At 36.7% G+C, this 12,804-nt stretch carries 12 protein-coding genes; all 12 read right to left on the bottom strand.

The window, feature by feature from the left end; all coding sequences use genetic code 11:
- Window positions 1-30: 30 nt before the first annotated feature.
- Entirely contained in the window at window positions 31-633 is a 603-nt protein-coding gene (locus M1R53_RS00905; RefSeq protein ID WP_249242759.1) for a DUF3793 family protein, read from the bottom strand.
- An 87-nt stretch (window positions 634-720) separates the two neighbouring features.
- Window positions 721-1,977: an MFS transporter gene (locus M1R53_RS00900; RefSeq protein WP_249242758.1), complete on the bottom strand. Its 1,257-nt coding sequence runs from the start codon at window positions 1,975-1,977 to the stop codon at window positions 721-723.
- Window positions 1,978-2,286: 309 nt separating this feature from the next.
- Window positions 2,287-3,399: an ABC transporter permease subunit gene (locus M1R53_RS00895; protein WP_249242757.1), complete on the bottom strand. Its 1,113-nt coding sequence runs from the start codon at window positions 3,397-3,399 to the stop codon at window positions 2,287-2,289.
- Complete coding sequence (locus tag M1R53_RS00890) at window positions 3,399-4,454, bottom strand: ABC transporter permease subunit (protein ID WP_249242756.1); 1,056 nt, start codon at window positions 4,452-4,454, stop codon at window positions 3,399-3,401. Before M1R53_RS00890 ends, M1R53_RS00895 begins: the two co-directional genes overlap by 1 nt.
- Window positions 4,455-4,457: 3 nt before the next feature.
- Complete coding sequence (locus M1R53_RS00885) at window positions 4,458-6,038, bottom strand: sugar ABC transporter ATP-binding protein (protein WP_249242755.1); 1,581 nt, start codon at window positions 6,036-6,038, stop codon at window positions 4,458-4,460.
- Between the two features lie 71 nt (window positions 6,039-6,109).
- On the bottom strand, window positions 6,110-7,423 hold the full coding sequence (locus tag M1R53_RS00880; RefSeq protein WP_249242754.1) for a DUF3798 domain-containing protein: 1,314 nt from the start codon (window positions 7,421-7,423) through the stop codon (window positions 6,110-6,112).
- A gap of 403 nt (window positions 7,424-7,826) precedes the next feature.
- Window positions 7,827-8,297 carry a glutathione peroxidase gene (locus M1R53_RS00875; protein ID WP_249242753.1) on the bottom strand — a complete coding sequence of 157 codons (471 nt, stop codon included), beginning with the start codon at window positions 8,295-8,297 and terminating at the stop codon, window positions 7,827-7,829.
- A 289-nt stretch (window positions 8,298-8,586) separates the two neighbouring features.
- Window positions 8,587-8,919 carry a carboxymuconolactone decarboxylase family protein gene (locus M1R53_RS00870; protein ID WP_070599483.1) on the bottom strand — a complete coding sequence of 111 codons (333 nt, stop codon included), beginning with the start codon at window positions 8,917-8,919 and terminating at the stop codon, window positions 8,587-8,589.
- A gap of 149 nt (window positions 8,920-9,068) precedes the next feature.
- Window positions 9,069-9,557, bottom strand: a complete 489-nt coding sequence (locus tag M1R53_RS00865; protein ID WP_249242752.1) for an OsmC family protein — start codon at window positions 9,555-9,557, stop codon at window positions 9,069-9,071.
- A complete protein-coding gene (locus tag M1R53_RS00860; RefSeq protein WP_283162602.1) occupies window positions 9,550-10,758 on the bottom strand; it encodes a cobalamin-independent methionine synthase II family protein in 1,209 nt (402 codons plus the stop codon). Before M1R53_RS00860 ends, M1R53_RS00865 begins: the two co-directional genes overlap by 8 nt.
- Window positions 10,715-11,539, bottom strand: coding sequence for a phosphate/phosphite/phosphonate ABC transporter substrate-binding protein (locus M1R53_RS00855; RefSeq protein ID WP_249242751.1), 825 nt, complete (start codon window positions 11,537-11,539; stop codon window positions 10,715-10,717). The genes M1R53_RS00860 and M1R53_RS00855 overlap by 44 nt, the downstream gene beginning before the upstream one ends.
- An 8-nt stretch (window positions 11,540-11,547) precedes the next feature.
- Window positions 11,548-12,672: an acyl-CoA dehydrogenase family protein gene (locus tag M1R53_RS00850; RefSeq protein ID WP_249242750.1), complete on the bottom strand. Its 1,125-nt coding sequence runs from the start codon at window positions 12,670-12,672 to the stop codon at window positions 11,548-11,550.
- Between the last annotated feature and the right edge of the window lie 132 nt (window positions 12,673-12,804).

Genomic DNA, 12,804 nt, shown 5'->3' with positions numbered 1-12,804 from the left:
AAAAGTGGATAGATATCTATCCACTAAGTATTAATACGCATTTATTAAATTGTGTAAACCAATTTTGCTTTGATAAACCTCACGCATAAGCTTTTCAATGGTATAGCCCTCCATGAGTTTTGTTTTAACAAAGGTCCTTAGCTCGTCATAAAAATCAAAGGTGCGCTTAGTGCTCTCAAGCCTTGTATAAACCTTCCAATAACGGCAATAAACGTAGTTTTGGCCTTGATTTTCAATAAAGCCAATAACATCGTCAAGAGGAAATCCTAAAAATATACCAATTTCGTGAGGAAACTCAAAGTGCCTAAGCTTAGATTTAAGAACCGATATACAAACATCTAAATCGCTTGACTCGTATCCGTAGTCGCTTAAAAACTTAGCAATTCTTGATTTTTTAAGGTACCTAGCAAGCCTTTCTTCGTTATATACAAAAAGCTGCATCCTCTCATCACACTCACAAAGCTTTTCAATCGCTATGCCATAAGGCTTTAAAAGACTTTTGTAATTAGAAAGAAATTCTTCATTACTTGCAAAATCCATCTTAGATACAGATATTAAATTTGCAAGCTTAGTCCCCATAAGCACAGGGGCGCAGTGATTTGCAAGGATTTGCTCGAATTTAGCTTCTCGCATGAATCTCTTCCTTTCATTTTTATTAGTTAGCTTTAACTAACCTCTTGATGATATATTAGCACATGCTAACTAATATGTCAAGAGTTTTTATTCTCTCGATAGATATAAAATAAGTGGATATGTTATAAAAACAGCTAAACTGCCAACGAATATACATATATAAGCCTCAAATGTATTTGCTAAAAATCCATAGAACATATTGCCAAGAGGTATTGACGATAGAACAAGCATTCTAAGTACTGATAAAATCCTGCTTCTGTACTCATCCTTGACATTCTTTTGAAAGAAAACCTGTGTCGCTATATTAAGAGGCATAACTGAGCTAATTATTAAGCAGTCAAAAATAGTTATTAAGATAACGCTAATAATTGCATTATTTTCCAAATCCAAGCTGCCGTAGTAAACAGCGGCTCCCATTAAAAAGATGCATGTGGCTATAGATAAAGAAGCATACTTCAATAATTTTAAAGGCTTAAATTTTTTAACTACAGGAAGTATGATAAATGGCAGAGTTATGCTCACTAATGAAGTTATCGTTCTATAGACACCATAAACATATTCATCAAGCTTAAAGACTTCTAAAAAAACATAAGTTATAATTACCGAGCAAACTGCGTCAAAAGAAAAATTTATTAAAGGAGCTACAACGACAAAGACTTTAGCGAATTTATTTTTGCTTAGCTCAAGTAGACCATCTTTAAAATCTGTAAAATAGCTTTTAAAAGAATTTTTTCCGTCGTGATTGACCTTGACCGCAAAAGGCGTTTTTATAAAGAAATTTAAAATAAATGTTAAACTCATCAAAGCGCAAACCAAAATAAAAGATCCACTCAAAGCAAATTGCTTGTAGATAAATGCCGCAAGCATAGGTGTAGTCACATAGACAATGCCATCATCCACCTTTGAAAAAGCGACAGCTTCCTCCATAAGATCTTGATCAATAATCTCAGCGAGTATTGAATTTTCCGCCGCATTATAAAAGACCTCAATCATCTCAAGAAGAATTACAAGAGCGTAAACCGCAATAAGAGAAATGTTTTTGTAAAAAATTGCAAATATCGCATATATTAGCATAAGAAGAGCCTGGGCAAAGTTTAAAACCTTCATTATATCTATACGTCTTAGCCTGTCGCCTAAAACGCCAGCTATGGGTGTCAGTATTATCCTCGGAATTATGATTATAGAAAGTATAGAGGCATAAATCAAGGGCGAGCCAGTCATATCCAAGATGTATAAAGCCAAAGCAAATTGCAAAATATTTGACGAGCCCATCGACAAAGCGCTCGCGAAAAAATAGCTTAAATAACTTTTGTTTTTAAGTAAATTTTTCATAGAAAGCTTCATTAATAAGCCTCCTTTCTTTAAAAACATTAATATTGATTACATGTTAGCACATGCTAACTAATATGTCAAGAGTTTTTATGTTGATAATATTTTCGCTCAACAATTAAGGTAGATAAAATGTTTATAATCCTTCAAAATATTAATCCAAGCAAAAAATTTTAGCAAAAGATATTTATATAAAATAAAATCGTAATCAAAAAACAATTCTTATTCAAATATATATATATAGCAAAAAATATATTTTACACAAAAAAACAAAGCGTTCACCTAAGTGAACGCCTTGTTCTTTATATGGTTTTAAAGAAGAAATTACTTTTTAGCCTCTTCTGTTTTTAATTTTTCCATCTCTTCAATTGCTTCGCTCTTTCTTCTTATAGAGTGAAGTATAAGTGTAACTGTAACGACTGCGTATGAGATGAATGTTCTTAGGTACTCACCTATCATTGAGTTACCTGTGATGTTTGCGCCTGCTGTAGGCATTACTATAAACATCAAGTGGAAAAGTACTGTACCAACAAGAGCGTTTTTGATTGTCGCCTTCGATACGCTCGCGCCGCCTATTAGTAAGGCTGCTGCTGCATATAGTGCTGTTTGGTCTGCACCGTTATATGTGTTTAAGTTACCGATGTTTTGTAGATAGATAATTTGTCCGAATGATGCCATAACTGTTGAGATGACGATGGCTTTAAGTCTTGTCTTGTCAACGTTTATACCTGCGTCTTCGGCTATCTTCATATCGGCTCCAACGGCTCTCATGTCTTGTCCTAATTTTGTTTTTCTAAACCAAACTATGAAAAGACAAGCTAGTACGATAACTATGAATGTTGCTATTGGTAATTGAATACCTAGAACTGATATGTCTTGACCAATGATTCTATCAAATAGTTTATCAAGTCCTTTTTGACTTTGTAGGTCGATTGCGTTTCTAACGCCGTAACCACGTGATAAAATTAAGCTCTTGTTAGCGAATGGAATTACTCCACCAAAAATATATAATACAAAGAATTGATAAACACCTGTCATGAAGTATCCAAGTATCATGGATGTGATCATTTCTCTTGATTTTGCTTTGTTTAATACGCCACCTGCGAATAAACCAAGTATAATTGAGATAGGGATGGATACAAGTGAAGCAATTATAATTGCTGGTAGGCCTGTAATACCCCAGTTTTCAACGAATATAAGTGCAATTTGTCCTGCCATGGCTCCTAGTACCATACCAAAGTTTATGCCTAGACCGGCAACTATAGGTATTAGTAGTGAAAGTACCAAAAATGCGTTTCTTGCAAATCTTATAACTACTTGTGAAACCAAAAATTGTGGTGTGAATCTACTAAAAACTATACCTATCGCGCATATGATGATAAACATCACAGGAACGGTGTATTCATTTACTGTAAAGAATTTATTACGCTTTTTCATTATTTTCCACCCTCCTTACGTGTTAAGGCAAATAGTATAAGTCCGTTTGATATGATAAGTCTTAAAACTTCTGATATATCAACCTTTATTGCTGTGTTAATAACTGTTGGTGTCATTGTTAATATACCTTGGAAAAGTAGTGTACCTATTAAAACGTTCTTTATATTAGCTTTTTTAATGGATGCACCGCCAAGTAGTATGGCTGCAACGCTTGGGAAAGCGAAGAATTGTGGTGCGTTATACATTTGAACGAAGCCGTAACTTTGTTCATAGATAACCATACCGGCTGCACCTAATGCGCATGAAAGGATTACTGCTAGCATCCTTGTCTTGTTGATGTGTGCACCTGCTGCTCTTGCGTAGTTTTCGTTTGAGCCAACAGCTGTCATTGTAGTACCTTTTTTAGATTTAAAGAAAAGATAAACTAAATATGCAAATATTGCAAAAACTATAAACATACCTACTGGTATAAGTAATTTGTCTCCTAATTCACTTGCTGTATCAAGCTCTATACCAAGTATACGAGAGAAGGCTTTCTCCCAATATGCCTTTAAAGATATAGTTGTTCTTAAACCTTCACCATTGAAACCCATAACTGATTCTGGATTTCTAAATGGAAGTACTACCCAAAATATATTCATTAGTGCGATGAATGAGAAACCAACGTATGTTGCGATAATCATTTCGTCGCCTTTTACTCTATTTAAGATTAGACCATAAACCCAGCCAAAGATTGCTCCGAAAAGCATTCCTAGACCAAGTGCGAATGTTACGCCGCCTATGCCTGTTAATCTTAATTCAAGTGATAAAACTGCTCCTAGCATACCACCTATAAGTCCAACTGGCAAACCGAAGTTAAGTCCGCAGCCCGCTTGTATCATAGGTATCATTGATAATACTAGTATTGCGTTCATACCGAAACGTGTTAGAACGTCTATAAATGATCTTTTTAAGTCAACGCCTATAAAGGATCCAACTATGAAAAGTCCTACTATGAAAAAGAAAATAATTATTCTAGGAAGTCCGACTCTTTTAACAAAACTTTCTTCTCTCATATTCTACACCTCCTCCGGTTTTGTTCCGGCCATCATTAGTCCAAAGTACTCTACCGGATCTGTAGGCAATAGCTCTCCAAAAACTTTTCCTTCGAATATAACAAGTATTCTGTCAGCTATGCTTCTTAACTCTTCAAGTTCACTTGATATGATGACTATAGATGTTTCATGCTCTCTGTTATACTTTCTAAGTGCTTCAAGTACAAGTGATTTCGCACCGATATCTATACCACGAGTTGGTTCTGATACAAATAAGAATTTTGGCTCAAGTGCAAATGCCTTTGCCAAACATACCTTTTGTTGGTTACCACCTGATAAGTTCTTTGCTTTTTCACTTGGACCTTGAGTCCTTATTTCAAGCTCGTCAATGTATTTAAGAGCGGCTTCTTTCATCGCCTTGTCATCTCTAAACTTAAATGGTCCGACCTTCTTAGTGAATCTATCGTTAACCATCATAGCATCGAAGGCTATGTTCCAGTCAATTCCTTCATCAAGAAGAAGTCCAACACCACGACGATCCTCTGATACAAAGGCTAAATTTTTCTTTAAGACTTCCTTTGTATGATTTATATCTAGCATCTCGCCTTCATAGGTAACAGTTCCGCCCGATGGATATAGACCCATGATTCCGTTCGGAATACCAAGTTTACCTTGACCAGCTAGACCGCATACGCCAAGTATTTCGCCTTTTTTAACCTCGAAGGAAACATCACGAACCGACTCACCTGGCATATCTACATAAAGGTGTTCAACCTTCATTATAGTCTCATCGCCAACTTCTCTTAGCTCTTTAGTTTGTTCCTTCTTTGACATATCACGACCGACCATCCAGCTTGCTATCTCCATGATATTAAGGTCTTTATTTTCAGTATCTTTTATAATTTCTCCGTCACGAAGAACTATGACTTGATCACAAACGTCGATTATTTCACGAAGTCTGTGTGAGATGAAGATGATGGCTATACCTTTTTTTGCAAGTCTCTTCATCGCATCGATAAGTATATCTGCTTCCGACTCAGTTAGTACCGCAGTCGGCTCGTCCATGATAATAATTTTTACTTTTTCTTTAGAAAGCTCTCTAGCTATCTCCAAAAATTGCTTGTGACCAACTGGCATATCTTTTGCTAGCGTCTTTGTGTTTATGTCAACACCAAGCTTTTCTATAGCTTCTTTAGCCTTCTCCTCCATCGTAGATCTCTCTAATGTTTCCAATTGTTTGCCAAATACAGCAGAGATTGGATTCTTTTTAGTGATTTCACGATTTAACAATATATTTTCTGTTGCAGTAAACTCTGGAATTAATGAAAACTCTTGATGCACCATACCGATACCAGCATTTAATGCGTCTATAGGGTTTTTAAAATTAACCTTTTCGCCATCGATAAGAACATCTCCTTCATAGCCACCAGTCTCTTTAATGAAACTCATACCAAAGAGTATGTTCATCATGGTCGATTTACCAGCACCATTTTCTCCTACAAGTCCTAGGATCTCTCCTTCTTTAAGTTTGAATGAAACATCCTTTAAAACGTGATTACCGGAGAAGCTTTTTCCTACATTTCTAAACTCTAATATTTCGCCCATAAAAAACCTCGCCTTCCAATAATGTTAAACGGAGCAGCAATGAAGCCGCTCCGTCCATTAATCAAATATGTCTATTTCTTAGATTGATAATCTTCTAGCATCTTATAGATATCAGGAACTTCTTCATCAGTCATCTTTAAGAAACCTTTACCAAATACATAAGTGTCTTGTAGTACTAGTAAGTGATTCTTTCTTTCTTCCATGCTTGTTCTGTCTTTGTAAACAGTAGCCTTCCAAGCAGCACCTGGAGTCATGTCAGATAATACAGCTGCAACATCGTCAGTGTTCATCATGTCTTTACCAGATTCAACCATTCTCTTACCAAGTTCGATTAGAGCTTGAGTAGTTGAGAAACCGTATGAATAAGTCCAAGTACCCATTCTACCTGGGTTCTTCTTAGATAATACTTCTTCTTCTTTTTCTACAATCTTAGGGAAATCTCCGGCAGCGTCTTTAAGGTCAAGTCCTAGAGCTCCTGGATAACCAAGTATTGGAGATGGTAAGTCTTGTTCTACGAATAATGCGCCTAATTCAGAGATTTTTAAAAGCATTGGCTCAGTATGAGCATCGTTTGTTGCAAAGAATGCTGTGTCTTTACCATATTTTTGTACCCAAGCTGGCATTTGTTCCAAAATAAAGTTTTGTGCGCCTGGAATACCGATATCACTTGTTGGGTCCGGTGCAGTTTCCATAGCAAATTCCATACCGATCTTATCACAAGTTGCTTCCATTATATCTTTTCTTAAAGACAATAGTTCGATTGACATATGTCTTGGGAAAGAAACGTGAACGAATTTCTTAGCGCCCATCTTTTGAGCAGCTAGTGGGATTAAATATCCACGAGTAACGTTATCTGGGTCGATAACTAGGTCAGCTGCGCTTTCGATAAGGTTAGGGTCTTCTTGAGAGTTAGATACGAAGCAGTAGATGTCAGGACGTCTTTCCTTAACTTGCTTAAATGCTGCTGCAGTTCCAGGAACACCTTGGTTAACAACGATAACTTTTAGTTTAGGGTCGTCAGCAAGAGAAACTATTTGTTGGATAGTTGTTTCTTGTTCAGCAGAGAAGTTATCAGGATAGTTCTTGTGAACTATAAGTCCACCTTCCTTAGCGTCTCCGTACTTTTTAATCATAGCTTCACAACCACGTTGTTCGTCTTCAGATTGTGATACAGTACCAGTTACAACACCGATGTGAAAATCACTAGCTTCAGTAGCTTCGCCGTCTTTAGCTTCGCCGTCTTTAGCTTCGCCATCAGTAGCTTCAGTAGTTTTTTCGCCTTCAGTCTTGTTAGCGTCAGTAGCAGGTGCATCGTTTTTGTTACATGCTACTAGAGAAAACATCATAATTAGCGCGATTAACATCGCAAGTACTCTTTTCATCATAAAACCTCCTCGTACTTTAATGTCCTCTTAGCTTAAGATAATTTCAAAGGATCTTAAGTTATAATTCAAAGAGCCCTAATCTCGTGAGATAACTCCCTTAGCTTGAATAGCCTAACGGTGTTTCTTGTAGTCACGATAGCTATGTTACACTTTATCAAGTGGAAGCTCTTTTATATATTATAGCACCTTATGTTATAAAATACAAGTCTTTTTGAAATTTTTATATAAAAATTTGCAAATATGTGCATACAACACTACTTTATGAGTATCATATGCAATATATGAGTCACCCACTTGCAATGTATTTACCTACTTAAGCAAGAAAAGTGCTAAGATGATATAAGGCTTTTCATAAAAATATAGCACCCATATATATGAGTGCTACATAGATTATAATCTTTCTCTACAATAGTTTTTCTACTTCTTTTTCTAGTGCCTTTGGTGTTTTTTGTGAAGCAAATCTATCGACAACGTTTCCTTCTCTATCTATCAAAAACTTTGTGAAATTCCATTTGATATCGTCGCCTAAGATGCCGCCCTTTTCTTTTTTCAAAAATTTGTATAATGGATCAGCGTCATCGCCATTGACATCAATCTTTGACATCATAGGAAAAGTCACACTAAATGCAGAAGAGCAGAAATTTTTTATCTCTTCATTGCCGCCTGGCTCCTGCGATCCAAATTGGTTGCATGGAAAGCCTAAGATGACAAAACCTTGGTCCTTATATTTTTCATAGAGTTCTTCAAGACCTTCGTATTGCTTAGTAAAACCGCACTTGCTCGCTGTGTTAACTATGAGCACTACTTTGCCTTTGTACTCTGACATGGATACATCTTCACCAGATATCTTCTTAACTTTATAATCGTAAAACATTTTTACCTCCTTATATATAAGTAATTGTCCTTTATATTATATATACCCATTTATAAAGAAAAAGTCTTATGGACTTGCCACAAGACTTTTTTTACATTTTATAAAAGCTAAATTAATTTATTCACTATACAGTAATTTCACGAATAAATTTTACAGTAATTTCGCAGAGCAGTTTGATGGATGGGACGAAGTGGAGTTTTTTGGCAAGCGGAGCGTATTTAGCATACTCGAGCATTGCCAGAGCGCGAACGAGCTCAAGGGCTAATTTTAACAAAAATTAACGCGAAATTTAGTCTAATTCATCATACATTGCCAATGCTTTTGCTCCATACGCAGTTCCTGGACCGCCATTCATCAAGATACAAGTTTTGATAACGTCAACAAGTTGTTCTCTTGTGCCGCCTGCTTTTTTAAAGCTTGTGATGTGAGCTAGCATACATGGTATGCACTTGATTGTGATTGAGATGCCTAGAGCAACCATTTCTTTTTCAATGAGTGTAGCAGCGCTTTCTTTTGTGTAAACAGCGTGTAAATCACCAAAGGCTTTCATGATTTCTGGTGATGAATTGATAAGCTCCTTGCTTAATTCTCCGTTTAATTCTCTTTCTTTTTTGTAATCCATAATATTACCTCCCTTTATATTTTTTGAAATATCTTCGATTATATATTACCCATTAGCAAATGGCTTTGATATTGAATATATTTATAGTTTTGCCGTGTATTATAAGATAAAAAAATAGTAGAGAGTATCTACCCCTACTATTTTGATTTCTATAGTTCATATATAAATTCTATACTTATGTTAAACCCTTTTTTCACTCCGCTATAAACCATATCCATATCCAAAGCATCTCTCATAAATTTATCAGCTTCTTCTTTTGTGATATCGTCTATATAGTAATACACTTTGATTTTAATCTCGTCTATGCGCGGTGCATCATCAACGCCAACTACTTTTAGCGTGCGAAGTGGGTTAGTCGTCTTTACTTCTGCCTTTGCTTCTATCTCATCTAGTGAAAGCTTCTTAATTTTGGCTTCTCTAATGATTGTGAGCATCATCGACTCCAAAATTCCAGCCAAAAATATCTCCACGGACGATAATTCTTTTTTCTCGTTATCGTATGGCAGCTCTTGGTCTGTAGATATAAAGGCCATGTCGCCGTAGCTGTTAACAGTTTTGATGTCGTTCGATGTCGCTCTCATCGTAAAATTAAAGCGGCTCATCTCTTCCGTGCTATTGAAATTACCGTAGCTACTCATATTTTTCCTTCAATTCTTTAACTGCTTTTTCTAGCTCCGCTAATTTTTTGTCAATTATTTCAAGTGTTGATACAGGTCTATTTGCAAAAGTAGCGAAACCGCAGTCTGGGTTTAAGAATAATCTTTCTTTATCGATGTAGCCAAGCGCTTCTTCGGCTCTCTTGACCATATCTACATGTGATTCAATCTCGTCAGTTCTTGGGTTTATGACTCCAAGACCTAGGATATAATTTTCTCTAATTTTGTCTGAAGCAAATAAACTTTTTAGCTCGCCCGCTCTCTTTGTTGAAAATTCAAGGAATAGCGCGTCTGTATCTATGTCTTCAAATAATTTGATTAGTGGTGTATATGGTCCTTCTAGTAGTATGGACTCGTCCTTGGACCAGTTGCCACGGCAGACGTGAAGTGCGCGTATCGACTTAGTTCTATCGATATGGCTCATACATGACTTAATTAAGTGAGTTGCAAATTTTAGCTCCTCTGTCGGATCTTTCTTTTCTGAAAGTGCTGCACACATGAAAGTACGTGGCTTTCCTTCGGTAAATACGACTTCTGTTAAAACTGGTTCGTCAAATTGAATTATGTCTACGCCTATCTTTTGAAGCTCTTCTATCTCTTCCTTATAAATCTTGATAACATCTTCACCAAGCTCTTCCTTTGAGCCATAAGCCTTGCTAGATAAGTTATATAGCCACATTGAACGAGTTACTAGATAAGGTCCTGGCAAAGTGATTTTTACCTTGTGATCAGTTCTTGCCTTTAGTCTCTTTAACTCGTCACAAACGATATTGGTCTTACGAGAGACTTTTCCTGTACATATAGCGTTCTTTATGCTTATGGCTGGAACGTCAAGTATAGAAAGTATTTGCTCAAATGCTTTTTTATCATCGATATACTCAAGCATCTCAGACATGGACATCATTTTAACGCCATTTAACTTTGTCGATATAAATGAAACGTAGTTATCTCTTGATAATTCGCCTGATGTGACGTAACTGATGCCGTGTTTTTCTTGCATGCGAACAACGGCTTCTTCCTCAGCATCTATTAACTTAATAAAATCCTCTTCACTTAGAGAACCCTTAGATCTCTTTCTAAGGGCTCTTAATATATCTTCATTTCTTGGCATGCTTCCTATAAGTGAAGTGGAGAATGCCCTAGTCACGATACTTGCCGAAAAAGTCAAGATACTTATCGGCATTAGTTATTTGTTCGAAGCCAGTAGTTCTGCCTTCAACCCATTCAGTAAGGCCTTCAAGGTCCATGATTTTCTTGTGTTCTGGATCATTGTAATCCATTTGAAGAAGAATTTTAGCCCAAGCTTTGAAGTCTTCTGATGGGAAGCCCACGCGAGCTGAGAATATGCAGTGATCGAAGTGAGGTGTTTCGCCTAAAACTTCTAAAGCGTTTGCATCGATAGTTCCGTCCTTTGACCAAGCGTTGAAGTTTAGGTCAATAGTGAAAGCGCAGTCTACATCTCCTGCTTCAAGTGCTTTCACAGCGTCAAGCTCGCCGCCAACGTGGTCACCGTTAAGACCAACGCCCTTGTCGAATCTTACTTCTTCATAATCTTTGCCATATTCTAAGCCTTTAGTTTTTAAATAATAGATAGGTATAAGTCTTGCTTGAGGGCTGTCAAATGCGCCGAAGCCTATCTTTTTGCCCTTAAGATCTTCAAAAGACTTAATGCCTGAGTCTTTTCTAACTAGGCAGATAGTCTTTCTGTCTCTATCTGTGTCTCTCATAGGACCATTTTCACTTTTTCCGTGAGTCCTGATTTGAGTTTGAAGCCAAGCTAAAGGTGAGTTCCAAGCGATATCTATATCGCCGTTAACAACAGCATCTACTTGTAAGTCATAGTCTTTGAAGTAAACGCCTTCAACTTCCATGCCTCTTTCTTCAAAAAATTTGTGGATCATATCCCAAATGATACTAACCTTTGGATCATAAAGAACTGCTCCAACTCTTATCTTATCAGTCATCTTTCCTCCTATGGTATTGGTTGATCTGTGATCAATTTACCAAGCCAAATTGTAAGCACGTCTACTGATGGTGCCATGATTTGACTTGCGTATGCGTCTCTCATGTATTTTTCTATAGGGTTTTGTTTGTTATAGCCCTTACCGCCAGCAACTCTCATTGCATCGATAGATGTCTCAATAGCTGCTTCACTTGCGTTAACTCTAGCTGCGATGATGTCAACAACTGCATCAGCGTCGCCTCTTTCAGCCTTTTCAGCTGCAAGCTTTGTAAATGCTTCTGCTGCATGAGTTCTGTTGTAAATCTTAGCTAAATGTATTTGAACTGTTTCAATGTTTGCAAGAGATTGTCCTGAAGGATATTTTCTCTTCATAGCGTGTTCGTTAGCTGCTGTAGAGATGGCTTTGCCTAGACCTGAGTAAACACTTGCTAGACCTAAGATGAAGTATGGCGCAACAACTGAGAATACTTGTGCTTGACCGCTACCCCATTCGCCAATTCTATACATATTTTCAAGTTCAACGTCCTTAAGAAGCATTGGACAAGATGCGTTGCTTCTCATACCCATACCGTTCCAAGCTTTCATTTCAAAATGAACGCCTTTTTTATCTATAGGAACTACCCAGTTATCGATTTCTCCCTCTTTTTTAGAAGGCACTAATACTAAGTAGTAGCTAGCGTATTCAGCTGAAGTAACCATTGACTTAGAACCGTTTAATACACAAGAGTTTTCTTTGTGTTCAATACCCATTTCTGGGATATAGAAGTGAGTTCCTGTGCCAAATTCGCTGTATGCAAGTGCACATAATTTTTTATCTTCTAGAATTTCTTTAACAATCTTGTTTTTAAGCTCATCATTGCCATTAGCTAAGATACACATAAGTGCTACGTTATGCATCATGTAGCATAAACCAACAGATGCGCAGCTTTCAGCAAGAGCCATACAGATTTGTGAGTGGTCCTTTATAGTACCGCCTTCACCGCCCATTTCCTTAGGTATCATTATCTTAAAGAAACCTTCTTCTCCTAGTTTATCAAAAATTTCCTTTGGAAATTTTGCTTCTTCGTCTAATTGTTTAGCAACGGGATCAATGTATTTCTTTGCAAATTCCCTTGCTCTTTCAAATGAATTCATATAAACCCTCCCTTTCGTGTTTATGTCGATATCACTATCGACTTAAGTATATCACAAGAGTGATCCCATTACAAATAAGATTTTTCAATAGTTTCAGCCGTTTGTATAAGATTTTTTTATATATATTTTTCT

This window comes from Fenollaria massiliensis, assembly GCF_023347705.1.
In the GTDB taxonomy this organism is placed as follows: domain Bacteria; phylum Bacillota; class Clostridia; order Tissierellales; family Peptoniphilaceae; genus Fenollaria; species Fenollaria massiliensis.
The sequence above is the reverse complement of the archived record's forward strand: the minus strand, read 5'-3'. Positions and strand labels throughout refer to the sequence as shown.

Excerpts from the sequence above, each read along its gene's own strand:
- M1R53_RS00905 (WP_249242759.1), bottom strand. The coding sequence starts at position 633 with ATGCGAGAAGCTAAATTCGAGCAAATCCTTGCAAATCACTGCGCCCCT.
- M1R53_RS00900 (WP_249242758.1), bottom strand. The coding sequence starts at position 1,977 with ATGAAGCTTTCTATGAAAAATTTACTTAAAAACAAAAGTTATTTAAGC.
- M1R53_RS00895 (WP_249242757.1), bottom strand. The coding sequence starts at position 3,399 with ATGAAAAAGCGTAATAAATTCTTTACAGTAAATGAATACACCGTTCCT.
- M1R53_RS00890 (WP_249242756.1), bottom strand. The coding sequence starts at position 4,454 with ATGAGAGAAGAAAGTTTTGTTAAAAGAGTCGGACTTCCTAGAATAATT.
- M1R53_RS00885 (WP_249242755.1), bottom strand. The coding sequence starts at position 6,038 with ATGGGCGAAATATTAGAGTTTAGAAATGTAGGAAAAAGCTTCTCCGGT.
- M1R53_RS00880 (WP_249242754.1), bottom strand. The coding sequence starts at position 7,423 with ATGATGAAAAGAGTACTTGCGATGTTAATCGCGCTAATTATGATGTTT.
- M1R53_RS00875 (WP_249242753.1), bottom strand. The coding sequence starts at position 8,297 with ATGTTTTACGATTATAAAGTTAAGAAGATATCTGGTGAAGATGTATCC.
- M1R53_RS00870 (WP_070599483.1), bottom strand. The coding sequence starts at position 8,919 with ATGGATTACAAAAAAGAAAGAGAATTAAACGGAGAATTAAGCAAGGAG.
- M1R53_RS00865 (WP_249242752.1), bottom strand. The coding sequence starts at position 9,557 with ATGAGTAGCTACGGTAATTTCAATAGCACGGAAGAGATGAGCCGCTTT.
- M1R53_RS00860 (WP_283162602.1), bottom strand. The coding sequence starts at position 10,758 with ATGCCGATAAGTATCTTGACTTTTTCGGCAAGTATCGTGACTAGGGCA.
- M1R53_RS00855 (WP_249242751.1), bottom strand. The coding sequence starts at position 11,539 with ATGACTGATAAGATAAGAGTTGGAGCAGTTCTTTATGATCCAAAGGTT.
- M1R53_RS00850 (WP_249242750.1), bottom strand. The coding sequence starts at position 12,672 with ATGAATTCATTTGAAAGAGCAAGGGAATTTGCAAAGAAATACATTGAT.